Here is a 22,014-nt window from a genome sequence, read left to right as displayed (position 1 = left end):
TGCTGCGCGGGTAGCGACAAGTGATGCCAATTCCCACATAGCGGACTCTTGCTCTCGTGAGCCCCTCAACCTCGCGATATTAATGCAGCCAACTCGATCGCCCGTCTGGGAGCGCGCGAGCGTGGACTCTGGGTAACAACCCTCGCACTCAAGGGAGTCCGTCTCTGTTTCCCAGCGATCAAGCGTGAGCCTCGAACCCACATTCTATGTCCTAACCGCCTTGGCGGTTGCTATACTATCAATATCCTCGTAGGGACACGGCACTGCCCATTGGTGTCAACTTAAGACTGAAAGCCTTGATAAATCTCGTTTTTAGCTGAGTCTAGATCCCCCTAAATCCCCCTTAAGAAGGGGGACTTTGAGAACACTCTTGTCCCCCCCTTCTTAAGGGGGGCTAGGGGGGATCTAGGCTTAATAGTCAAACAGCAGTCTCTGACTGGGTTTGACGTTAAGTTGACACCAATGGGCACTGCCGTGTCCCTACAAGAACTATTTACCTCGCATACCTGAGAGTGTCAATGGATTTTCCTTCTTCTTCTTCCTGAAGCGGTTCCTGAGCGGAGTCGAAGGGCCTTCTTCCTTCTTCCTTCTTCCTTCTTCTACAAAATGTCAGACCAAAAATTGTGGATTTCAGCACTAGGACTAGATATTGGACTCAAACGAGTCGGCATCGCCGGATGTGACGGCACTGGTTTAATTGCTACCGGTATTACAACTCTAGTGCGATCGTCCTTCGATCGAGACCTAGCCTACCTCAGAGAACTCGTCCGAGAGCGGAATGTGCAAATGTTGGTATCAGGCTTACCTTACTCCCTGAACGGAGATGTCGGTGCTCAAGCCCGACAAGTACAAAAATATGCCACTCGCATCGCCACAGCCCTAGAACTGCCCCTAGAATACGTAGACGAGCGCCTAACTTCAGTCCACGCAGAGGAACTGATCCAAGCACAAGGGATTTCGCCATCACAAAACAAAGGTTTGATCGATCGCAAAGCCGCAGCCCTAATATTACAGCGGTGGCTAGATGACCGAAGGAAAAAATCGATTTGAGAATTGCTCCCCCATCTCCCACTCCCCCCATCTCCCACTCCCCCCTCTCCCCCATTAGCAATTTCGCAGCAGCTTAACAAAGCCGTGATATCCTAGTTGTGCAAGTTTGCTACGCACACCTGTAACCGTTGACACACGGCCGAAAATTTCCCAGTAAACTCGGTACTGAAGAAGGAAAATAAGATACACGCGATGTCCTCATCCCCATACCGCAAACAGAATAGCAAATCCGACGCAGTTTCCGTCACCCTGACTGACGAAGTTGGGCGATCGCTGACTTGCAACATAGAATATTCTATGGACTTAGAAGGTCAAGAATACGCCTTACTGCTTCCCATTGACTCACCAGTAGAAATTTTTACTTGGAACGGAGACGAAACAACGGACGAAGCAGCAGTTCCCGTAGAAGACGAGACCGAAATTGACAAAATTTTTGATACCGCTAGAGTTGTCCTGCAAGAGCAGAACTTAACACTCCGGCGCACGGCTGTGACTCTGACGGTAATTGGCGAATTGCCAGATTTTCCCGACGAGGATGCGGAGCCAGATGCCGATCCAGAGCAGGAGTCAGATTTTGAGGAGTTGATGTGGTTGACCAGCTTCTATCACGAAGAGCAGGAATATGCTATTTATACGCCTCTCGACCCGTTCTTTATCTTAGCTAGAATGAATGATGACGGTCAGCCAGAATTGCTCTCGGAAGAAGAGTTTGAAAGACTGGAACCTATGTTACCTATGCTAGAAGACCAGTTCTTTGACGAGCTTGATTAGATCTTAATTGAAGGCAGAAGGGACTATGGATCGAGAACAACTGACAAAAAGCAGCGCGCGCGAGGGCCGAAAAGGTACTCCGCAAGTTTCTAAATGGTTGTTTTATCTAGCGTTACTCCCGGCGGTTTGGGGTGTGTGCGCTTGGCAGGGCTGGGCTTGGTGGAGCTGGGCTTGTGCCCCTGCTAAACTAGCTGCTGAGTCAACGACCCCAGCAGTCAAAAATGCTGTTTCTATCCAAATTCCCGAAGGTACTTCTAGCCAACAAATCGGACGAGATTTGGAAGCTGCGGGGTTAATTAGATCGGCCTCCGCATGGAATATGTGGGCCCGCTGGTTGACTCTGCAAAACCGGGAGGGAGGTTTTAAAGCAGGGACTTACCAACTGTCACCAACTCAGCCGCTGAGCGCTGTGGCGGACAAAATTTGGAAAGGTGAAGTTGTACAGCAAAGTTTCACGATTCCCGAAGGTTGGTCGCTCACACAAATGAGCGCTTATTTTGAAGCACAAGGTTTTTTCCCAGCTAAGAGTTTTATGGCGGTGGTGAGTCAAGTTCCCTACGCTCAATACCCTTGGCTACCGAGCGGTTTGCCTCATTTGGAAGGTTTTTTGTACCCGGATACTTATCAGTTAGATGGGGATGCTGTCACCCCAGAAGCTGTGATTAAGCAAATGCTCAGCCGTTTCGAGCAGGTGGCTCTGCCGGTCTATCAAAAAAATCAGAAAAATACTAAGCTGGATTTGAAAGAGTGGGTCACTTTGGCAAGTATTGTGGAAAAAGAAGCTGTGGTTGCCAGTGAGCGCCAGCGCATTTCTGGGGTATTCAACAACCGTCTGAAAAAGGGTATGCCCTTGGGTTCTGACCCGACAGTTGAATATGCTCTCGGCATCAGGCAAACTAAGGAGAAGCCTCTGACTTTTAAGCAGGTAGAAACGCCTTCTCCTTACAATACTTATATAAACGCAGGACTACCACCAACTCCGATCGCAGCTCCGGGAATCGCGAGTCTGGAAGCGACTCTAGCTCCTGAAAATACCGAATATCTGTATTTTATGGCGCGGTATGACGGCACTCACATTTTCAGCCGCACTCAGGCGGAACACGATGCTGCTGTGGCTCAAATTGACCAAAAAGTGCGATCGGGGCAATAGCAGAATATGAGACAATTGTTAATTGGTAATGGGTAATGGGTAATTGATAATGGGTAATTGGTAATGGGTAATGGGTAATTGGTAATTGGTAATTGGTAATTATCACCAACAAAAAAGAAGCAATAAATAACAAGTAATACATTCTCAATGCCCAATCCCCAATTCCCAATGTAAAATCTAAAATCTAACATCTAAAATAATTATGTCTTGGGGTAAACTACTACAGCCCGATTTAGTTCTTGGCACTGCTGTCGTGAATTTAACGGCTGATATTCTTCAGAAATATCACATAAAAGGATTAGTGTTAGATGTGGATGAAACTCTCGTCCCTATCACAGCATCAAATGCTTCTCCCGAACTCAGTTTGTGGGTAAAAGAGATTAAGCCCGTCGTATCCCTATGGTTGGCCAGCAATAATTTAAGTCAGAATCGGATTGGTCGAATAGCTAATTCTTTGAATCTACCCTACATCACGGGTGCTGCTAAACCCTCGCGGCGCAAATTACGCAGAGCACTGGATGCAATGGATTTGCCAGTGGAACAGGTGGCGATGGTGGGCGATCGACTTTTTACCGATGTTTTAGCCGGTAATCGTTTGGGTATGTTCACTATTTTAGTAGAACCAATGGTGGATGCTGGGGATGCGGTGCGGAAATATCCGGTGCGCTCTTTTGAAGTTTGGGTTTCTCAAGCTTTGGGCGCATCTCTGAAAACTAAAGATTAGTCATTCAACCAATAACCAATAACAACTAACCAATAACAAATGACTAAAACCATTGTTGTTAAAATAGGAACTTCGACACTCACTCGATCGACTACAGGAAACTTAGCCCTTTCAACCATTGCTACATTAGTCGAAGTTTTGACAAATTTGCGACACCAAGGTCATCAAGTAGTTTTGGTTTCTTCCGGTGCAGTTGGAGTTGGCTGCGCGCGCTTGGGTTTGACAGAAAGGCCACGAAATATCGCTCTCAAACAAGCTGTAGCGGCCGTAGGACAAGGGCGGCTGATGCGGGTGTACGATGACTTGTTTACTACTCTACAACAGCCGATCGCCCAAGTTTTACTAACACGCCACGATTTAGTGCAGCGTAGTAGTTATGTTAATGCTTCCAATACCTTTGGGCAACTGTTGCGATTAGGGGTGATTCCGATTGTCAACGAAAACGATACTGTAGCTGTAGACGAACTCAAATTTGGCGATAACGATACGCTTTCAGCATTAGTAGCCAGCTTAGTCGAAGCAGATTGGTTATTCGTGCTCACAGATGTCGATCGACTTTATTCCGCCGATCCCCGCAGCAATCCCGACGCCCAACCCATAGCCCTAGTCCAAAGTATGGCACAGCTCACAGAATTTCAGGTACAAACCGGAGATTCCCGCAGCGGTTGGGGCACAGGCGGAATGGTGACAAAAATTGAAGCAGCCAGAATCGCCACAGCATCAGGAGTCCGCACCGTCATCACCAACGGGTGCTTTCCCGCGAACATTGAAAAAATCCTCAACGGAGAGTCCATCGGTACCCAATTCGAGCCTCAACCGCGCCCTGTAAACGCGAGGAAACATTGGATAGCCAACGTGCTAATTCCTGTGGGGAAACTCTACTTAGATCCGGGTGCTGTCAACGCAATTACTCAAGGTGGAAAATCGCTGCTAGCCGCCGGAATTTCGCAAATAGAAGGAGAGTTTCAAGCAGAAGATGCCGTCCGGTTATGCGACACGGAAGGCAAAGAAATTGCCAGGGGACTGGTGAATTATCACAGTTTAGAATTGAGACAAATTCAGGGCTGTAAGTCAGATAAAATTGCCGAAATTTTAGGTTATCCAGGAGTAGAAACTGTGGTTCACAGAGATAATTTAGTCATTGTTTAAGCGATTTTAGGAAGATACTCTTAACGGAAAAAATCTGCCTCCTTTTCTTTCTTCCTTCTTGGGAGCGGTAAGCACACACCATGCTTTCAAGCTATTGTTGATACTAATGGGGGGTGACTTCTTCCTTCTATTTATCACAAAAAATCCAAACAGTCGATCGAGGAATCTAACCCCACAAAGGAAGCCACTTGCAGCACCGTATTGCAAGAATTGGTTTTGGTGTGTCTAAATAATTCGTTCATCGCGTCTGTAAACAATTCAAATACTTTTTCAGCTAATTCTAAAGCTTGTTGTTTTTCCCACTCAGTCATTTGAATTTCTTTAAGTAATTGCAACATTTCGGGTGTATTTAAAATGTGATGATTCTCCAAACGCACATAAGCGCCTCCAAAATAGACATATTCTTTTTTTGTAATTTTCTGTAATTCCATCACCACTTCCAGGGCAGCCTCAAAAAAAACTGTCGCCGTTGCTTCGAGAACTTCTACTAACACAATTTTTTGCAGAGGAGATGCTTCAAAAGCGTAGCGTTCCAGGGCGGCACAGAGCGATCGGGTTTTTTTCGTTTCTTCACCCCAAAGCAGTCTAAAGTCGCCGTAACTCATGGATTGGTTAAATCCCAGTTCCTCCAGGTATTCCAGATAGCCGTGCCAGTAGTAATTTTCTTTGTAAGTATATTTATTGATCAGTTCCTGAACTTTGTTATTACTTGCATAATCTCGGAGGACGTACTTGTTTAAATCGCTCAATCCCACTGCCAAAGGATCGAGTACAGGTGCAAAAATTAGCCTTTGATTAGGGTGGATACTTTTATTGGTTAGAAATTCAAACAACGGCAATTTCACAAATTCTTGCTTTTTGTGTTCAATGAATGCTACAATCTCTTTCATCTTTATAGCCTTTGCTTTGCGATCGCTGTTTTCAATATACGGTTAATGCCTAGTTCTATTATCTATGTTAAAAGCATAGATAGCAGTGTTTGTCATCATAGATATTGGTATTGTACATCAGGGAAAATTGTGATTTGCATCATAGGGTGCAGAACCCATCCATGGGGGCCTTTGAGGGAACCCTCGCCTAGTGGCGTTGCAATGGTAGCAAAGGACAATTTGCCATTTCCTCAATTGCCTTTGGGTACGTTCTAGGTTAATCTATTTTTTGGATCAGTTAAGAAAATTCTAGGAGCTCAGCTTGGAACGCACTTTTTTAGCGATTAAGCCCGATGGCGTACAGCGCGGACTCGTTGGCGAAATTATCGGTCGTTTTGAGGCCAAAGGCTTTACGCTAGTTGGCATGAAGCTGATCGTGGCGACTCGCGAATTGGCCGAACAGCATTACGGTGTCCACAAAGAAAGACCGTTTTTTGAAGGATTGGTAAACTTCATCACTTCAGGCCCCATGGTGGCGATGGTGTGGGAAGGCGACGGTGTTGTGGCTTCGGCGAGAAAAATCATTGGCGCAACCAATCCTCTGAATTCGGAACCGGGGACAATTCGTGGTGATTTGGCTGTGAATGTCGGCCGCAATATTATTCACGGTTCGGATGCTGTGGAAACTGCCAATCAGGAAATTAGTCTCTGGTTCAAGGATGAAGAATTGAGTGCTTGGAAACCTTGTTTAACTCCTTGGATTGTGGAGTAGTTTTGAGATTCTCCCGATTGATGAATCGGGAGATGATCTGAAATTATTAGGCGATGGAAATAGGCTCTTGGCTAATTCTGGGGGTGATATCAATTCCGGTTGTATCGGAATGATTTAACCGCGAAGGCGCTAAGGACGCGAAGGAAGAGAAGAGAGAGTTTAATACAGGACGATGAAGACAGGATTTTATATGAAGAGTCATAAAAGATTATTTAACCCACATATTTTACGATCAAAAAACCCAGAATTAGGGAAAAATTCTGGGTTATATCATTGACTGTTGCATCGGAATGATTTAACCACAGAGAACGCAGAGAACACAGAGGGAGATAACAGAGATGAATAATTCCCATGCTACCAGATTTTATATTATGGCTATGGGATTTTTCAATTATGGCAAGCGCCAAAGTGCTTGCTAGATCAAGGATTAGACTGAGTTTGCTGTGGCTGCTGGTTTTGGAGGAGAAGTTGCTGTTGTTGAATCTGAAGTTGCTGATTTTGCAGGTCTATTTGCCGCTGTCTGTCTTCTAGTTGCAGTTTTCTGTCTTCGGCTTGCTGTAATCTATCTTCACGTTGTATCTCTCTTTCTAGTTGTCTGTCTTCACGTTGCTGTTCTCTATCTTGACGTTGTTCGCGAATCTGTCTAAGCTGATTGCGTCGCTCGAAATCTCCGCCTAAAAATAAGTTCTGAAAAGTATTGATAGTTGTTTGAAAACCACTCAAAACTCCGCTAACGCTGTTGATGACACCTGCAACTCCGGTGAAGGGCTGCAAGAAACTGTTGACATTATCGGCTACCCTAGTATAGCCCGATCGCGCTACAAGAATCACATCATTGTTGCGGAGAGTGGGATTGTTGTTTGGATTCAAACCCTGGGCAAAGTCAACATCTATGGTGCGGCGAGAAACAGTGCCATTGGCGTTCAAACGTAGCAGTTCCACCTTGTCTTTTTTGGCACGCAATTGATTGAAACTGCCAGCAGTTAGCAAAGCTTGGTGGAGAGATGTACTGGGTTTAACTAACAAAGCTCCCGGTCTGACCACTTCGCCTACAATATTGATGCTAATGGCGTTGGGAGAGAAGCTACTACTGCCAATTTGTGAAATTTCTGTCAAGTCTACATTCGTTGCGGTGGGGATAATAACGCTATCGCCTTCTTGGAGCAAAACATCTTGGGTAGCATCACCTTTTTGCAGCAAATTCCAGAGATTTATCATGATAGTTTGTTCGTTTCCTCCTCTGATTTGGCGGCGGATTTGCACGCGGCGAATGTCTGCTTCTGTGGTGATACCGCCAGCAATTTTGAGTGCTCTAGTGATAGTTGGTAGACCCACCACGGCTCCTTGTTGTTGCTCGATGCTAACAAAACCCAGTTCGGTTTGTTGGTTGGTCGATCGCAAATCAGCAGCAGATATAGTATAAGGTCCAGGGCGACTTACCTCGCCGACAATGACCACACCAATTGGTTTAGTAATATCAGCGGAAAAATTGGCACTGGCTCTTTGACGTACTTCTTGAGTATTGAGAGAACTAGCTGTGGGTATATAAATTGTATCTCCATCTCGGATAGTGACGTCTTGCCGCAGATTTCCGGTATCTAAAAATTCCTGCAAATTAACAGTAATAACTTGCTCTGGTCCCCCTCTGCGGGGACGGCGGATTTGGACGGCCCGCATATCTCCTGCGGATGTGACTCCTTTTGCAAGTTGCAGCATTTCCATCAAAGTGGGAAATTTGACTCCTCCCCCTTCTCTGGAGGGATTAATCTTGTAGGAACCGGGACGAGTAATTTCACCAGCAATCCCGATGTTTAGGGGTCTAGCAACCATCAAAGTTACGGTGACAACGGGCACATTGATGAAGGGTTCATATCGCTTGGTAATGGCGCTGGCGGCTTGTTGCAATGTGAGCCCTTGAATTGATACACTACGAATGATTGGTAAATTGAGAGTACCGTCAACTAATACTTGGTATTCTTTGCTAAATTCAGGCACACCGAAAATATCTAAAGCAATGCGATCGCCCGAACCTAAAACATAAGGTGATTCCTGGGTGGGTAAACCGGAATTGCCGAGGGGGACACGAGCACCAGGAAGAGGTGGAGGTGGAGGTGGCGGTAGTCTTACTGGATTTGGGTTAGGAAGGGGTGGTCTGGGTCTGAGGGCTGGTAACTGAGCTATAGTGGGTAGTGAACTGCTCAATAACACGAGTGCCGATAAACTAAGACTGGTAGCGCCTTTAACGGTTTGTTTCATATTTTTTTTATGGTTGCAGTCTGTTCCGGGGCGATCGCAATTCGGTTAATTAGTTTATAATTTTAGACCCAAGTTTAAGCTCCACATTCATCTGGGGAGAACTCACTAAAATCTAAAATTTAAAATCTCAAGTCAACTCACATCCAGTGTAGCCTCACTTTGCTGTAAAATCCAGATCGTCTATTCTTATTTGCGAGTCAAAAATACGTGGGACTTAAGCTTGATAAAGTGATTCCTTGGGGTCGCTGCTTGGACGAATATATCGGAATGTTTCACCTGACATCGGCAGACCGGAAGTTAAAGATACTTGACTGTGCCGGAGGTCCAGCTAGCTTCAATGCAGAAATGACTCGCCAAGGTAATCAAGTAACTTCTTGCGATCCTGTTTATCAATTTTCGGCGGTCGAAATTGCCGAACGCATCCAGGAAACATATCAAAGGGTGATTGATGGAGTTAGGGCAAATCAAGACGACTACCTGTGGACAAATATCGAGTCACCAACCCACTTGGGCGAAGTGAGAATGGCGGCGATGCAGCAATTCTTGGAAGATTTGCCCCAAGGGATTCAGGAACGCCGCTATGTAACTGGTGAGTTGCCGATATTACCTTTTGAGAATGGCCAGTTTGATTTGGCACTATGCAGTCATTTTTTGTTTACTTATTCCGACCATTTTACCGAATTATTTCATCTGGAATCAATTCTAGAAATGTGTCGTACTGCGAGGGAAGTGCGTATTTTTCCTGTTATAAAAATTTCTGGTGAACCTTCTATTTTACTAACACCAATTATCCAAGAGTTAAAAGGACAAGGATATAAAGTAGAAGTTCAGGATGTATGCTATGAGTTTCAAAAGGGAGCCGACCAATTGTTGCGAATACAGCCTGGTTTTGATTCCACTCGAATTCCCTAAAGCTCCAAAATCTACATCTTTGATATAATATTACACCACAATCTAAACTCAAAACAACTCATGCCACAAACAGTCTGGATCGCACGACACGGAAACCGCATCGACTTCGTTAACCCCGACTGGTTTCTCACCGCAGAACACCGCTACGATCCCTATCTTTCAGAAGATGGACACATTCAAGCCAAACAATTGGCTAACCGCCTCAAAGGTGAAGGAATTTCTCACATTTTTGCCTCTCCTTTTCTGCGAACAGTCCAAACGGCAAACTACGCGGCGGAAGCCCTGGATTTGTCGCTAAAATTAGAGTGGGGATTGTGCGAGTGGCTGAATCCTGAATGGATGACGGAAATGCCAGAAACTCTTTGTGTGGATGCTTTATGTGAGCGTTTCCCTCGGATTGATGCTTCCTATAAAGGTGGGATGCCAAATTATCCCGAAACAGGGGAGGCTTGTCTCCAAAGAGCTGGGGAAACTGCTAGACGCCTTGTCGCTGAGTTTCCTGAAGATATACTGTTAGTAGGTCACGGTGCGTCGGTGTTAGGGACTGCGATCGGACTGGCGGGGGGTATGGAGACGGAAATTAATGCTTCTCTGTGTTGTTTGGTGAAAGTGGTGCGGGATGGGGGAGAATGGTCGATCGAACTTAATGGCGATACTTCCCACCTCACGGACACTGAAACCCTTGTCCGGTTTAATTAAAATTTAAATTTGTCCTCAAATTCACTAAAAAATATCAATCACAAATCGGTATGTCTGGACACAGTAAGTGGGCGACTATTAAACGCCAAAAAGCTAGAGTTGATTCCGCTAAAGGCAAAGTTTTTGCTAGAATATCTCGCGAAATCATTGTCGCAGCCCGCAGCGGAGTACCTGATCCGGCTGGCAATTTTCAACTGCGAACAGCTATTGAAAAAGCGAAGGCGGCTAGTATTCCTAATGAAAACATCGAAAGGGCGATCGCCAAAGGTGCGGGTTTGTCTGGGGCGAGTTCGGAATTAGAAGCTATCCGCTACGAAGGTTACGGTATTGGCGGTGTGGCTATTTTGATTGAAGCGCTGACAGACAATCGCAATCGCACGGCGGCTGGCTTGCGGGAAGCTTTTACGAAAAATGGTGGGAATCTGGGTGAAACTGGCTGCGTGGGCTGGATGTTTGACCAAAAAGGGGTTTGTACGGTAGGCGGTTTTATTGATGAGGAAAAATTGTTTGAAGCGTCCCTAGAAGCAGAGGCTCAATCCTATGAGTTGATATCTATTGATGAAGATGAGGAAGGTGGTGAGGTGTTTACGACTGTGGCTAATTTGGAAAATCTTTCTGAGGTTTTGAAACAGAAAGGTTTTCAAGTTTTGCAGTCAGAGATTCGTTGGATTCCCAGTATTACAGTGGAAATAGACAATGCTGAAAAAGCTCGATCGCTCTTGAAGTTAATGGATGCACTGGAAGATTTGGATGATGTCCAAAGTGTGACTGCTAATTTTGAAATGACGGAAGAGTTGATGTTGTTGACAGTTGATAGTTGACAGTGGGCCGTGGAAAGTGGGAAGGGTGCACTAACCAATAACCGATAGGTAATAACCAACGATCTTGTTTCCGGTTGTATCGGAATGATTAAACCACAGAGAACACAGAGGACACAGAGAAAGAGAAGAGAGAAATCATAATTCCGATGTCAACGGATTTGATATAACTATTCTTTCGGACCAGTTAGCAAATAAGTAATCATGTAGCCTTTGCCTTTAATTTGAATAGCGCCACGCTTCTGAAAAGTATACTTATCCTTTAAGAGTTCTTGGGTTTCTACGGTGACTTGAATGCAGCCGGTAATCCCATGGGATTCCATGCGCGAAGCAATATTTACTGTGTCGCCCCACAGATCGTAAATAAACTTTTTGAGCCCGATAACTCCGGCTACTACTGGCCCGGTGTGAATGCCGATCCGAATGCTGAAAGGTTCTGAATGTTGTAAACTGAGGCGGCGAATTTCTTGTAGCATATCGATCGCCATTGCTGCGATCGCCTCGGCGTGATCTGTTCGGGGCGTAGGCAAACCACCGACTACCATGTAAGCATCACCGATAGTTTTAATTTTCTCTAAACCGTGGCGATCGGCCAAGTGGTCAAAAGCGGAAAAAATATCGTTGAGCACTTCCACCACCGCCGTGGCTGAAATTCTCGAAGAAAGCTCTGTAAACCCCACAATATCAGCAAACATGACGGTTACTTCGCCAAAACTTTCGGCAATATTTTTTTCGTTGTGCTTCAAACGCTCGACAATCGCTGCCGGTAACACATTTAGCAAGAGTCGATCGGACTTTGTTTGTTCGGCTTCCAACTGTTTGTAAGCATCCTGCAACTGGGAAGCTTGGCGGGCTCTTTCTTGGGCTAGTTTTTCGATTTGGGCAGTGCGGCTCAAAGCTGTCAGCATATAAGTGACGGGAATGAAAGTCCATAACATCCCCATGGTGAGAGTGCCCCAAGAACGCCAGTGTTTTCGACTTTTACGAATTTCCCGACTGGCTGAGACGTAGACATACCAATCGCGATCGCTAATTTTGAGGCGTCTCCTGCAAGCGGTATAATCTGGACCCGGATTGTTGAGAATGGGACAGTTTGACTTGACTTGCTGTTGCAAATCGGCGGACCCCGGCAAGACTTGTTGGCTGTCGGACTGAAACAGCACTGAAAATTCGTTAATTTGGCTGGTGGCTGGTGTATCTTGCCGAACGGGGGGGCGGCTATCCCGTGAAATTGAGGATGCTTCTGGCTTGTCTGGAGCCTCGCTAGAGATATAAATATTCAGATAGTCGGTATTGCGTCCTTTTAAAGAAGTTTGCAACACATCTTTGCCTCGAAATACTCCCATGACAAATCCTTGCAGCAGTTGGCGACGGGAGGCGACGGTAGTTGGTTTGGTGCTGGTTTCGTAAATCGGGACTATGGCTAATAGATTTAATTCCGAGGAATTATTTTGAATTAAACCGATGTAGCTGGTGACAACCATTTCTCCGGTATCTCGCCCGCGAGAGAGTGCGGCCCGGATTTGTGGTTGGGAGGCGAAGTCAAAGCCCAAAACAGTTTTGTTGCTTGCTGCGGGTTCTAGGTATAAAGCAGGGAAGTATTCGGAACGTTGACGGGCTGGGATTGGTTGTCCTTGGAGACCTAATTCTGTAATCTGGAAGTTGGGCTGGTTTTGGGTTTGGTTTTGGGCTTCGTAGTCGGCGCGATCGCGATCGGGGACGCGGGGTAGCCAAGCCAGGATTTGCAGACTGGGGTGGACTGATAGGGGACGACCCACAAATCGGGCAAAGGAGGACTTATCGACTGTGCGGAAAGCTTTCATGTAGTCGCTGAGGGCGAGAACAGTGTCTAAATCTGAGTTTAGCTGCCTTTCGAGGGCGATCGAGATATCATCCATGCGACGGTGGGTTTCGTAGTCCCAGCGCCCGTTTTCCCAGTTCCACACAATGGCAAATGTAAACACAGACAACCCTATACCCAAACTCAGCGTCAAACCTGCTGGAATGTAGCGAAACCAGGGCAAAGGTAATTTTTTCAACATAATCGAGTGGCCAATAGGGGATTTAGGATAGCGCAGCACTGATTTCGATTAATTTCAGCTAATTTCAGCGTTTTATGCTGCGAATTTAAAGCCCCGATCGCTCAAAAACGGAGGGCAATTGGGAATTAAAATTTAGAGGTTTCTGACATTTTGCACCTTTGTCAACAACTTAAGAACCTACTCCCACACTGGAATTTAAATCCACAGTTCTCTTCCCTGGCAAGATTGCCCAGATACACCGCAGGCTTCCCTTATATTTTTTTACCATAATTTGATAGCCGATCGGCAGTTCCAAACCTGTCATATCCTGTGCGCTTCGCCCATCACTCTACACCGACAAGCTGATACAAGAACCGCGAGCAGTTTTGTTAACTTCTATTCTGGCTTGAAAAGCTTCTTTTAAGTGTGGCATATGGGTAACGGTTAGAATGCAGGCGAAATCCGAGGCGATCGCGTTAATAGCTGCAATCAGTCGATCGCATCCTTCGGCATCCTGAGTCCCGAATCCCTCGTCAATAATCAACATTTGCAAAGCCGTTCCTGCCCGCTGAGATAACAATCTCGCCAGGGCCAACCGAATCGCAAAATTAATCCGAAAAGCTTCACCACCAGAGTAAGTTTCGTAGGGACGAGTGCCACGGGCATCGGCGATTAAAATATCTAAAGTATCAATCAATTTAGTCGCTTTTTTAGAAGCAGCAGCCCGCTGAGTAATAAATTGAACGTGCAATTGATTGGCGCTCAACCTGGATAATATTTGATTAGTTTCTGCTTCTAGTTGAGGCAACACATTTTCAATCATCAAAGCTTGAATACCATTTTTACCAAAGGCTTGACCAAGCTCTTGATAAACTCGCTGCTGGCGTTTGGCAACTTGCATTTGCTCCTTTTGAGCTACTAGCTGAACTTGCCAAGCTTCTAGACTTTGCTGCTGTTGCTGAAGCCGTCCCAGACTTCCCAAATGTTGGTCTAGCTGCTGGCGACGGCGACTGATTTGTTGCTCGATCGCACTTATTTGTGGTCTGGAATCGGGATGTTCTTGCAACTGCTTATTCATGGCCGCAATTTGAGCGCTGACAGCTTGCAAATCTCGATCGCGCACAGCCATCGAACTAGCTATTTCATTAACTCGCTGCTGCACTTGCGGGTGCTGCTGAGTTGCCGCCCGCAGTTTTTCGGCCCTAGGAAGCCAAAATTGCGTCCGGCGCATTTCGCTGCGGACTTGTTCGTGCTGTTCAAAATTGTAACCAACTTCCGCAATATATCTATCTAAAGACAGAATTTGCTGCTGTATGGGCGAACTGTTTTTTTCCTGTTCTAACTGCTGCTGCAATGCGACTAATTGAGTTTGCAATTCAGGACGGCGGGCCTTAATTTTATTAAATTTTTGTTGAGCATCTTTGATTTGAGATTGCTGAATTTCTGCCCACCGCAAACGCTTTTCTTCACTGCGGACGAGGGAGTGACTGAGATCGCTATAATTGAGTTGTTGCAGTTGCTGTTCGATTTGTTGGAGTTGGGCATACTCATCGGATGCGTAATCCCCAGTACGGAGCGATCGCTCTATTTCCCCAGCATCTTTTCGCAGAATTTGCAAGCGTTTTTCATCTTTACCCAGTGCCTCCAATTGAGCCTGCAAATTAGCGCGCCGTTCCCGCAATTCTTCATAGGGGGCTAATTCAGCTTCTAGTTGGCGAAATTCCTGTCTGAGGACATGAATTTCCCGTTCCGACACGGCTAACTGTTCGCGGACTACCCAGAGTTGATTCCAAATTTCTTGCTGTTGAGTATGATGTTTTTTGACTACCAAATTCCAGTAGTGTTCGTCTAAAGGTCGATCGCACAAAGGACAATTCCCAAAATCGGCATCGCGCACAACTAAATGGGAGTGAGATTGCTCATTGTCCAGCAAATTCGCTGCTTGACTTTCCCGAAGCAAAGCCTTCTCGGCAGTTTTTTCGCCTTCTTCTTTCCGTAAAAGTTGCAGTTTGCGATCGATTTCATCTAATTTAGTTTGATAGTCCAGGCTTTTAGCTTTCAGGTTTTCCAGAAAGTTGTGTCTTTCTCTGCCTTTTTCTCGGACTCGCTCCTGATAAACTCGCTTGTTTTCTAACAGTAAAATTTGATTAGCAATTGCCGAAATTTCCTGTTGCAATTGGGGCTGTCGCTGCTGCTGTTCCACTTGCAACTGTCGGTTAATTTCCTGTAAGCGGGCGGTTAAACCTGCGTGGGCGCGATCGAGTTTAGTTTGTGTCTGTTGTTGCTGTTGGAGTAGGGGCGAAACTTGCAGTTGCAGTTGTTCTAGTTGTTGGAGTTGCGATCGGGCTACTTGCAATTTAGCCAGTCCTTTTTCCACCTCCGGCTGCTGTTTCAGAACTTCTATCACTTCGGTTTCTTGCTGTTGCAAAACATCTAATTGAGCTTGCAATTGTTGAATTCTGCCTTGCAAAACACTCAATTCTTGCCGCTGCTGTTCTTGCAATTTTTGACGTTGAATTTGAGCCTCTTGGTTAGCTTTAAATTTCCCGGCTAGACTCTCTTCAGTGGCTTGTAGACTGTGGAAATAAGTAATTCCGGTTGTAATTTCATTTTCTTGCTCTAGCAGGGCTTGCAGCTCATTTTGCTGCTGTTTGGCTGCGGCGAGTTCTTGCTGCAAGCGACGGCATTCTTGAGAGATGTTGTTGTGTTGTTGTTGGTAGCCACCCAGGAGTGTTTGCCAAGTTTGGCGATTGTGGTGTTGCAGTTGCAGTTGCTGCAACAGTGCGGTGTCGATTTGCTGCTGTTGTTGCAATTGCGTCGTAGTTTGCTGCAATTGGGCTTGTTCTGTGGCGATCGCATCTTTTTGTTGCAGTTGCTCTTGTATGGTTTGCAAACTCTGCTTGAGCACTTCAACTTGAGTTTTAAATTGTCTGGATTTATCCTTGGCTTGTTCCGATAAAGCATCGTAGCGATCGAGTTTGAGCAGATTTGCTAACACTTGTTTGCGCTCGATCGGCTTTTTCAGCATAAACTCATCAGCTCGCCCTTGTCGCAGATAGGCTGAGTTGATAAAAGTATCGTAATCTAATTTAATGTATTCGAGAATTTTCTGCTGAGTGATTCTCAGACCTTTATCAGTCAGCGTGCGAAAATTCACCCCTCCTAGCCCCTCCTTAGTAAGCGGCCCAGAAGAAGTAAATTCTGCTTGCGTTCCCTTACCAAGGGCACAATTCTCCTCTTGCGCCCCCCCTTTACTCAGGGCGTGGAAGGGGGTGTTAGTTGCTACTTGAAATTCCAAACTCCCGGATTGTCCGCGGCGGCGATAGCGAATCACCCGATAAACTTGGCCACCAGTCGCAAAAGTGAAATCAACCCGAACATCAATTTCGCCCATGTGGATGATCTCATCTTCATCGCTGCGACAACAGCCCCAAACAGCCCAGGTAATCGCTTCCAAGAGTGAAGATTTGCCAGCACCGTTAGGCCCGCAAATGCAAGCAGTGTGCAAGCCGCGAAAGTCTAAAGCAGCTTCGCGATAGCTGAGAAAATTTTTGAGTGTCAGTTGTATAGGAATCATTTAAGGCATCGCGCCATACAATCTCTTATAAGTAACACTATTTGTGTGGTGTTGGCTAGTTGTTCAATCCAGATCCAGAATAATATCAATTCCGGTTGTATCGGAATGATTTAACCGCGAAGGTGCTCATGACGCGAAGGAAGAGAAGAGAGGATTTGATATAACTTCTCAAAGAAGTCCCGACTCTGGGGATCGCTCCTAAATCAAAAAAAAGGTTGGCTGCAATCCTACAGCCAACCACCTACTTACTTGTTATAGATTTGCTCAAACAGCCCAACTATCGAGCAATATTGGGGAACGTATAACCGACACCCAGTAACAATCCCACTTCAGTACCATCCAGAAAACCAATATTCAACCCGGCGGTTGCTGTAAAATTTCTCGACAGTGGCACATCTACGCCCCCGGAAATCAGGAAGCCAAAATTGCTGTTGTCTCCGGTAGAAAATGCCACGCCAGCACCTGCATAAGGAGCAGCAGTAATCACAAAATCATCGCTGACTTCTACTGCATTTCCCGCTCCAAAATCGTAGGTAACAGGAATCAAAACCGTCAGGTTGTCCCGGAACAAAACACTAGGCCTCACCGAGAAATTGTTGGTCAAACCAATTTTGCTAATAATCGCAAAGGAAGTGTCGCCCAAGGCTGTATCTCCCCCAAAACCTAGATTACCGCCAATGCCGATGTAGCTAGGGCCAGAACGGGTAGAGCGTCCGGGTCTGACTTGGTTTTCTTGAGCCACTTTTTGAGTTGGTGCCGAGGCAATTTCCGGCTTTTCATTAGCAGTTGTCGGTTCCTTTGTCAAGGCCGATGCCGAAGTGCTCACAGGATGACTCAAGACTTCCTTGGCAGTTTTGACTTCTTTATCAGCATTGACTGCTGTCAGTTCCGAAGTTCGATCGCCCTTGGTGGCGTTTTCGGCAGTAGGCTGGACTTTAATGCTATTATCGGCGATGGTAGCTGCGGGTTCCGAGTCTTTAGTCTCAGCAGCCATAGATGTATTTTCCAGATTTTCAGTCGCCGGGATTTCCGCATTTGCCACATCTGATGTGGCTGGTGCCATGGCAGATGCTTGCACATTGGTGGATGATTCCGAAGTTGCTGTCTCTGGTACTAACTCAGATTTGACTCCCCCATCTGGTTGTAGAGAACTTATAGAATCAATTTGTTTATTACTAGCAGTTGTTACTGCATCGGTTTTAACCGCCGCAGTCGCAACGGCTTCGGAAAGTTCAGGGATGTTTTGAGAGGGCAAACTTGCTGATGTGGCGGTATCTGGCAAGTTGCCAGTTTCAGCTTTAACTGACAGGGTACTGCAACAAACAGCCAAAGCGGCAAGATTTACTAAGGCGAAAGTAGACCTGGAAAATAGATTATTCACAGATTCTCCTCAATCAATGGTGTGTTAAAAGTGTATCAGAGATAAAGTCGAGAGCTTTGTTTAAACTTGACAAAAATCTGAGTGGTCTTGTTCCTACATTGCCACTTAACCTTTGAAGAGTCAACTCTCCAGCCGATACACTTCTTTGAGTGTCTATCAGTTGTCGGTTTTATTATAATTTGCCGATCGACCAAAAATCAATCCCAGGGAAGATTTTATACAAAAGCTGTGTCGTTACCAGAGTACAGAGTCGATCGCGGGTAAGACCAAGATAGAATCTTGTAGTGAGTAGCAGCACCGACAGGCACAGGGAAAAATCCGGCAAGTCTGGCCACACTAGCGGGAAACCAATAGACAGCCAGAGTTCAAAACCGTCTAGGCAGCATCCACAGTTAACAATTGGTCTACATACTATCTAATCTCAACCTGATTTTATGAGCAAAGTTTTAATTATATTAGGGGAATTGAGCGATCGGGACATTGATTGGATGGTTGCTAACGGGAAGCGCACCCAAATCAAAGCCGGCACCACACTCATCACCGAAGGCAAACCCTTAGAAGCACTATATATCGTACTCGATGGCACTTTGAGCGTATTTGCCTCATCCCTAGGCAACAAACAAATTGGGACAATTATTTCCGGCGAAGTCCTAGGCGAAATGTCCTTTGTAGACGGAAGACTGCCATCTGCTAGTGTCATCGCCCAAGAAGAATGCCTAATCCTATCAATTTCTAGACGTCTACTAACCGAAAAACTCGAACAAGACGTACTATTTTCCCTGCGATTTTATCGCGCCATTACCAAATTTTTATCATCCAGATTGCGTGGTACTGTAAAGCGTTTAGGCGAAGATACCAATGACCTAGTATATCAACAACCACAGGACGAACTCCCCATCTCCCAAACGTTAGAAAATGCCGATTTAGCCCAATCGAGATTTAAATCCCTCTTGCACCGTTTAAGAGGAAATTGAAACAATTTTCACCAATCCCAACTAGACATCTCCCATAATTATAGTGAAACAAGCCAGACAGCCTCTGCTTCAGAAGCTTTTTGGGAGATGTCTATAGCCTTTCTCAGTTAGGTGAGTACAGGGTAATGGGGAACCCCCTCTGACTACTGCAATAATAGCTTCAATTAAGTTCATTAGTGATGCACGCCCGCTCTTGATAGTATTGGCGATCGGGTTTGACCCGATCGCCAATACCATAAGCTAAAAGAAGTTTTATGAAAGTTAAATTTAGGTTAATTTCAGTCTGTTTGGCCTTAGTTTGTGTTTACATCCCCTTTCGGGTGCTAGCTAATCCCCAAGGGTCGGGAGATACTGTCAGCTCGGCGCTGTGGTGGCAAATGGCCGTGTACAATCAGGTACAGCAAATTCAAGACAAGCAATATCTAGGGTGCGTCTGGGGCGATTCTATTTCTTCGGCTCTGGGCAATTCTTTGGGAGAGGAAAACTTTAATTTTGCGATCGGTGGCATGAGTACGGTTTCTCTGTTGGAACAGTTTCAACTGGTAGTACCAAAGGGTTTTAAGTGCGAAAAATCTATTATTGCGATCGGCACAAATGATGCTATGTACGGCATTAGTGATGAGCAGTTTGTCCATAATTTGCAAGAGGCGATCGCCAAATTGCGTTCTATAGGCACTAAAAAGATTATTCTGATTCCTGCTTTTTACTCCACACTTGCCGCCAGCTACAATCCTAAATTAGCAGGAACAATTTCGAGAGTTGACGAAATTAATGTTCTCATAAATCAAGTAGCGGCTGCGGAAAAACTTCCTGTGGAATCTCAAGGAATACAAGCATTATTTAACCAGAAGGAACTAAATCAAGATTTAACAATTGATGGAGTTCACCTGAATACCAAAGGTTTAGATATCTACAGAAAAGTGTTATTAAATATTTTAAAATCTCCGCTATAAACCGCAGATTCCGCAGCCCAAAATGGGGTATTTAATGTGGATTGATTACACCATGATTGTGGCTATTCATAGTGAGTGTATTTATTGAAATTATTACTTCGCTTCCCTCTCCTGGCTGGCTGTGGACAGTTAGCTGTGCATTTTTTGGGCTAAATCTAGGTATTGCACTAAACTAGCCCCTAGGATACCTGTAGGGGCTGGTTTCAACAATCATCTATGTCACCAACCAAAAATTGGATCGACCCGCCGCAGCCAACGAATAATCGGAATTGCTATTTTGGGAATACGATCGCCAAATCTGGCAAAATCTTAATGGTTTCACAATTTAGTTCCACCCTTCGCCGTTTTGATTTCACTCTCCCAGCATGAAAACTCTCCAGTGGCCAGCTTGGTTCCCCTATCCGATTTCGTGGTTAAGGGCATTTGCTCTGGCTCAGAGTTTTAGCTTTGTAGTCAACAGGGGCATTCCTCTGGTTAACGATGATAGGGGCTTCCTGAGTTTACTGCTAACCGCTTGGCTGATTCAGTTGCCTTTGTTCTTTGTTGCTCACTTTTTTGCCACCACAATCTTAAATCCCCTCATCACTCTGGTTTCCGCCAGCTTTCTCCGGGGGCGCAAGTTCCAGCGCCGACATACGGGGATGCGCCAGCACCTGCGGGAAGGCTTGAATGCTCTAGTAGTCATTTTTCTGGCCTTTAATCTGTCCCTGCTGGTGCAAATGGCGATTTTTTATTGGCCCGCACACTCCATCGATCCACGCCAATTATTCACAGGAATATCTACTCTAACCAATGTGGCGATCGCCGGTGAATTCGATTTTTGGCTCATCAAACTAGCCGCCGCTTTGTCAAGTTTAACACTATTAGCAGCACCCCTATATCAACACGATTTCCGAGTCCGCCAAATGCGGGCTGCTCAAAAATTGACCGAAATTGTCGAACTGGAAATGACTTTGTTGCAAGCTAAAAAACTCCAGCATCAAAGAATCAATTTATTGAGACAGTCAGAAATTCAAATTCTCGGATTTTTACTGATAATCGCTGTGGTGATTGGTGGCGCTGTTTTTTTGGCGGTCAATTTTCGGGGAAATCAGCCGTTTTTATCCCCCGCAACTGATGGGATCAAAATCCCGCCTTTGGCTATGAAATCTGGCGATCCTTACCTTCGGGCACTGATGCGAACTATTTCTGCTAGCGAATCCAATGTTTCTCGACCTTATCACGTTGTTTACGGTGGTAAATACCTGTTAGATTTGAGCCATCATCCTGATTGGTGCGTCAAGATTGTGAATGGTCCCAATCGCGGCAAATGTACTACGGCTGCGGGCAGGTATCAATTTTTGAGTTCGACTTGGAAAGATAAAGCTCAGCGCTATCACCCGCGCCCTGCTAATTTTATTGTTTGGCAAGATTACAGTTTTGAGCCGGAATATCAAGATGCGGTGGTTTATGCTTGGTTGAGCGATCGCCAATTTTGGAAAGCTGATATTTCACAGATGTTGAAGGAAGACAAATTAACTGAGGTTTTGCGGATGTTGTCGGGAACTTGGACGAGTTTGGGATATGGCATTGAAAACAATTCAATGAGTTCTAGTTTGCCGAAAGTTTACAGGAAAATGCTCGATGAAGAGTTGAAAAATGCTGGTTCTTAGTTAATAGTTATTGGTTATTGGTTATTTGTGATTCATATTCATTCCGGCTCCTTCGCTAATAACTAATAGTTCAATTTTGGTAAAAATGCTGTCAAACATTTGTACAATTCTAATCCTGGTCCTGCTGACAGCGGATAAAGTTTGTCAAAATTAATTGGGCTTCCCGGCTCCAATTTCCACTCAGTTTTCTGTGCTGTTTGGGGAGCAATTTCAGTGGCTACTGTGATATTAATGACGTTGTTGTGCAGCGCTAAGCCCCGAAAACAGTAGCTTTTACCTGTGCGTT

18 protein-coding genes and 1 pseudogene are annotated in these 22,014 nt (G+C 45.4%); 13 read left to right on the top strand and 6 right to left on the bottom strand.

What is annotated here, in order from left to right:
- Nucleotides 1-606 precede the first annotated feature (606 nt).
- The 5 genes from ruvX to proB all read left to right on the top strand — a co-directional run bounded on the left by ruvX (nucleotide 607) and on the right by proB (nucleotide 4,844).
- On the top strand, nucleotides 607-1,050 hold the full coding sequence (gene ruvX, locus AAFP11_RS21645) for a Holliday junction resolvase RuvX (RefSeq protein ID WP_341738930.1): 444 nt from the start codon (nucleotides 607-609) through the stop codon (nucleotides 1,048-1,050).
- A 192-nt stretch (nucleotides 1,051-1,242) separates the two neighbouring features.
- Nucleotides 1,243-1,821, top strand: coding sequence for a DUF3727 domain-containing protein (locus AAFP11_RS21640; protein WP_340520401.1), 579 nt, complete (start codon nucleotides 1,243-1,245; stop codon nucleotides 1,819-1,821).
- A 25-nt stretch (nucleotides 1,822-1,846) separates the two neighbouring features.
- Nucleotides 1,847-2,971: an endolytic transglycosylase MltG gene (gene mltG, locus AAFP11_RS21635; RefSeq protein WP_341738929.1), complete on the top strand. Its 1,125-nt coding sequence runs from the start codon at nucleotides 1,847-1,849 to the stop codon at nucleotides 2,969-2,971.
- A gap of 202 nt (nucleotides 2,972-3,173) precedes the next feature.
- The gene (locus tag AAFP11_RS21630) at nucleotides 3,174-3,695 is read left to right on the top strand and encodes a YqeG family HAD IIIA-type phosphatase (protein WP_341738928.1); all 522 of its coding nucleotides are present in this window, start codon (nucleotides 3,174-3,176) and stop codon (nucleotides 3,693-3,695) included.
- 39 nt (nucleotides 3,696-3,734) lie between these two features.
- Nucleotides 3,735-4,844, top strand: a complete 1,110-nt coding sequence (gene proB, locus AAFP11_RS21625; RefSeq protein ID WP_341738927.1) for a glutamate 5-kinase — start codon at nucleotides 3,735-3,737, stop codon at nucleotides 4,842-4,844.
- Nucleotides 4,845-4,978: 134 nt separating this feature from the next.
- On the opposite strand, the gene AAFP11_RS21620 is transcribed toward proB, so the two are convergent.
- Nucleotides 4,979-5,734, bottom strand: coding sequence for a hypothetical protein (locus AAFP11_RS21620; protein ID WP_341738926.1), 756 nt, complete (start codon nucleotides 5,732-5,734; stop codon nucleotides 4,979-4,981).
- A 301-nt stretch (nucleotides 5,735-6,035) separates the two neighbouring features.
- On the opposite strand from AAFP11_RS21620, the gene ndk reads away from it, so the two are divergent.
- Nucleotides 6,036-6,485, top strand: a complete 450-nt coding sequence (ndk, locus tag AAFP11_RS21615; RefSeq protein WP_340550205.1) for a nucleoside-diphosphate kinase — start codon at nucleotides 6,036-6,038, stop codon at nucleotides 6,483-6,485.
- 420 nt (nucleotides 6,486-6,905) lie between these two features.
- Here ndk and AAFP11_RS21610 read toward each other — a convergent pair whose 3' ends face one another.
- Nucleotides 6,906-8,741, bottom strand: coding sequence for a polysaccharide biosynthesis/export family protein (locus AAFP11_RS21610; RefSeq protein ID WP_341738925.1), 1,836 nt, complete (start codon nucleotides 8,739-8,741; stop codon nucleotides 6,906-6,908).
- 207 nt (nucleotides 8,742-8,948) lie between these two features.
- Here AAFP11_RS21610 and AAFP11_RS21605 point away from each other — a divergent pair, with 207 nt between their 5' ends.
- From AAFP11_RS21605 to AAFP11_RS21595, 3 genes are read left to right on the top strand one after another with little or no spacing between them, the layout of a single operon-like run.
- Entirely contained in the window at nucleotides 8,949-9,653 is a 705-nt protein-coding gene (locus tag AAFP11_RS21605) for an SAM-dependent methyltransferase (protein WP_341738924.1), read from the top strand.
- A gap of 60 nt (nucleotides 9,654-9,713) precedes the next feature.
- On the top strand, nucleotides 9,714-10,352 hold the full coding sequence (locus tag AAFP11_RS21600) for a histidine phosphatase family protein (RefSeq protein WP_341738923.1): 639 nt from the start codon (nucleotides 9,714-9,716) through the stop codon (nucleotides 10,350-10,352).
- Nucleotides 10,353-10,402: 50 nt separating this feature from the next.
- Nucleotides 10,403-11,173, top strand: coding sequence for a YebC/PmpR family DNA-binding transcriptional regulator (locus AAFP11_RS21595; RefSeq protein WP_341738922.1), 771 nt, complete (start codon nucleotides 10,403-10,405; stop codon nucleotides 11,171-11,173).
- A gap of 167 nt (nucleotides 11,174-11,340) precedes the next feature.
- Here AAFP11_RS21595 and AAFP11_RS21590 read toward each other — a convergent pair whose 3' ends face one another.
- The 3 genes from AAFP11_RS21590 to AAFP11_RS21580 all read right to left on the bottom strand — a co-directional run bounded on the left by AAFP11_RS21590 (nucleotide 11,341) and on the right by AAFP11_RS21580 (nucleotide 18,149).
- Nucleotides 11,341-13,212 carry an adenylate/guanylate cyclase domain-containing protein gene (locus AAFP11_RS21590; protein ID WP_341738921.1) on the bottom strand — a complete coding sequence of 624 codons (1,872 nt, stop codon included), beginning with the start codon at nucleotides 13,210-13,212 and terminating at the stop codon, nucleotides 11,341-11,343.
- Nucleotides 13,213-13,540: 328 nt separating this feature from the next.
- Nucleotides 13,541-16,768, bottom strand: coding sequence for an AAA family ATPase (locus AAFP11_RS21585; RefSeq protein ID WP_341738920.1), 3,228 nt, complete (start codon nucleotides 16,766-16,768; stop codon nucleotides 13,541-13,543).
- Nucleotides 16,769-17,045: 277 nt separating this feature from the next.
- The gene (locus AAFP11_RS21580) at nucleotides 17,046-18,149 is read right to left on the bottom strand and encodes a hypothetical protein (RefSeq protein WP_341738919.1); all 1,104 of its coding nucleotides are present in this window, start codon (nucleotides 18,147-18,149) and stop codon (nucleotides 17,046-17,048) included.
- Nucleotides 18,150-18,583: 434 nt separating this feature from the next.
- Here AAFP11_RS21580 and AAFP11_RS21575 point away from each other — a divergent pair, with 434 nt between their 5' ends.
- The 4 genes from AAFP11_RS21575 (at nucleotide 18,584) to AAFP11_RS21560 (ending at nucleotide 21,728) form a co-directional block, all read left to right on the top strand.
- Entirely contained in the window at nucleotides 18,584-19,123 is a 540-nt protein-coding gene (locus tag AAFP11_RS21575) for a cyclic nucleotide-binding domain-containing protein (protein WP_341738918.1), read from the top strand.
- 254 nt (nucleotides 19,124-19,377) lie between these two features.
- Nucleotides 19,378-20,076: an SGNH/GDSL hydrolase family protein gene (locus AAFP11_RS21570; protein ID WP_341738917.1), complete on the top strand. Its 699-nt coding sequence runs from the start codon at nucleotides 19,378-19,380 to the stop codon at nucleotides 20,074-20,076.
- Between the two features lie 216 nt (nucleotides 20,077-20,292).
- Nucleotides 20,293-20,445, top strand: a complete 153-nt coding sequence (locus AAFP11_RS21565) for a hypothetical protein (RefSeq protein ID WP_341738916.1) — start codon at nucleotides 20,293-20,295, stop codon at nucleotides 20,443-20,445.
- 578 nt (nucleotides 20,446-21,023) lie between these two features.
- Entirely contained in the window at nucleotides 21,024-21,728 is a 705-nt protein-coding gene (locus AAFP11_RS21560) for a glycoside hydrolase family protein (protein ID WP_341738941.1), read from the top strand.
- Nucleotides 21,729-21,790: 62 nt separating this feature from the next.
- On the opposite strand, the pseudogene AAFP11_RS21555 reads toward AAFP11_RS21560, so the two are convergent.
- Nucleotides 21,791-22,014: pseudogene (locus AAFP11_RS21555) on the bottom strand (hypothetical protein); the annotation flags it as partial.

It is taken from the genome of Microcoleus sp. CAWBG640 (genome assembly GCF_020883015.1).
Lineage (GTDB): Bacteria > Cyanobacteriota > Cyanobacteriia > Cyanobacteriales > Microcoleaceae > Microcoleus > Microcoleus anatoxicus.
The sequence above is the reverse complement of the archived record's forward strand: the minus strand, read 5'-3'. Positions and strand labels throughout refer to the sequence as shown.

Bases quoted from the DNA above. Each gene is read 5' to 3' on its own strand.
- ruvX (WP_341738930.1), top strand. From the start codon at position 607: ATGTCAGACCAAAAATTGTGGATTTCAGCACTAGGACTAGATATTGGA.
- AAFP11_RS21640 (WP_340520401.1), top strand. From the start codon at position 1,243: ATGTCCTCATCCCCATACCGCAAACAGAATAGCAAATCCGACGCAGTT.
- mltG (WP_341738929.1), top strand. From the start codon at position 1,847: ATGGATCGAGAACAACTGACAAAAAGCAGCGCGCGCGAGGGCCGAAAA.
- AAFP11_RS21630 (WP_341738928.1), top strand. From the start codon at position 3,174: ATGTCTTGGGGTAAACTACTACAGCCCGATTTAGTTCTTGGCACTGCT.
- proB (WP_341738927.1), top strand. From the start codon at position 3,735: ATGACTAAAACCATTGTTGTTAAAATAGGAACTTCGACACTCACTCGA.
- AAFP11_RS21620 (WP_341738926.1), bottom strand. From the start codon at position 5,734: ATGAAAGAGATTGTAGCATTCATTGAACACAAAAAGCAAGAATTTGTG.
- AAFP11_RS21610 (WP_341738925.1), bottom strand. From the start codon at position 8,741: ATGAAACAAACCGTTAAAGGCGCTACCAGTCTTAGTTTATCGGCACTC.
- AAFP11_RS21600 (WP_341738923.1), top strand. From the start codon at position 9,714: ATGCCACAAACAGTCTGGATCGCACGACACGGAAACCGCATCGACTTC.
- AAFP11_RS21595 (WP_341738922.1), top strand. From the start codon at position 10,403: ATGTCTGGACACAGTAAGTGGGCGACTATTAAACGCCAAAAAGCTAGA.
- AAFP11_RS21590 (WP_341738921.1), bottom strand. From the start codon at position 13,212: ATGTTGAAAAAATTACCTTTGCCCTGGTTTCGCTACATTCCAGCAGGT.
- AAFP11_RS21585 (WP_341738920.1), bottom strand. From the start codon at position 16,768: ATGATTCCTATACAACTGACACTCAAAAATTTTCTCAGCTATCGCGAA.
- AAFP11_RS21575 (WP_341738918.1), top strand. From the start codon at position 18,584: ATGAGCAAAGTTTTAATTATATTAGGGGAATTGAGCGATCGGGACATT.
- AAFP11_RS21570 (WP_341738917.1), top strand. From the start codon at position 19,378: ATGAAAGTTAAATTTAGGTTAATTTCAGTCTGTTTGGCCTTAGTTTGT.
- AAFP11_RS21565 (WP_341738916.1), top strand. From the start codon at position 20,293: ATGTCACCAACCAAAAATTGGATCGACCCGCCGCAGCCAACGAATAAT.
- AAFP11_RS21560 (WP_341738941.1), top strand. From the start codon at position 21,024: ATGACTTTGTTGCAAGCTAAAAAACTCCAGCATCAAAGAATCAATTTA.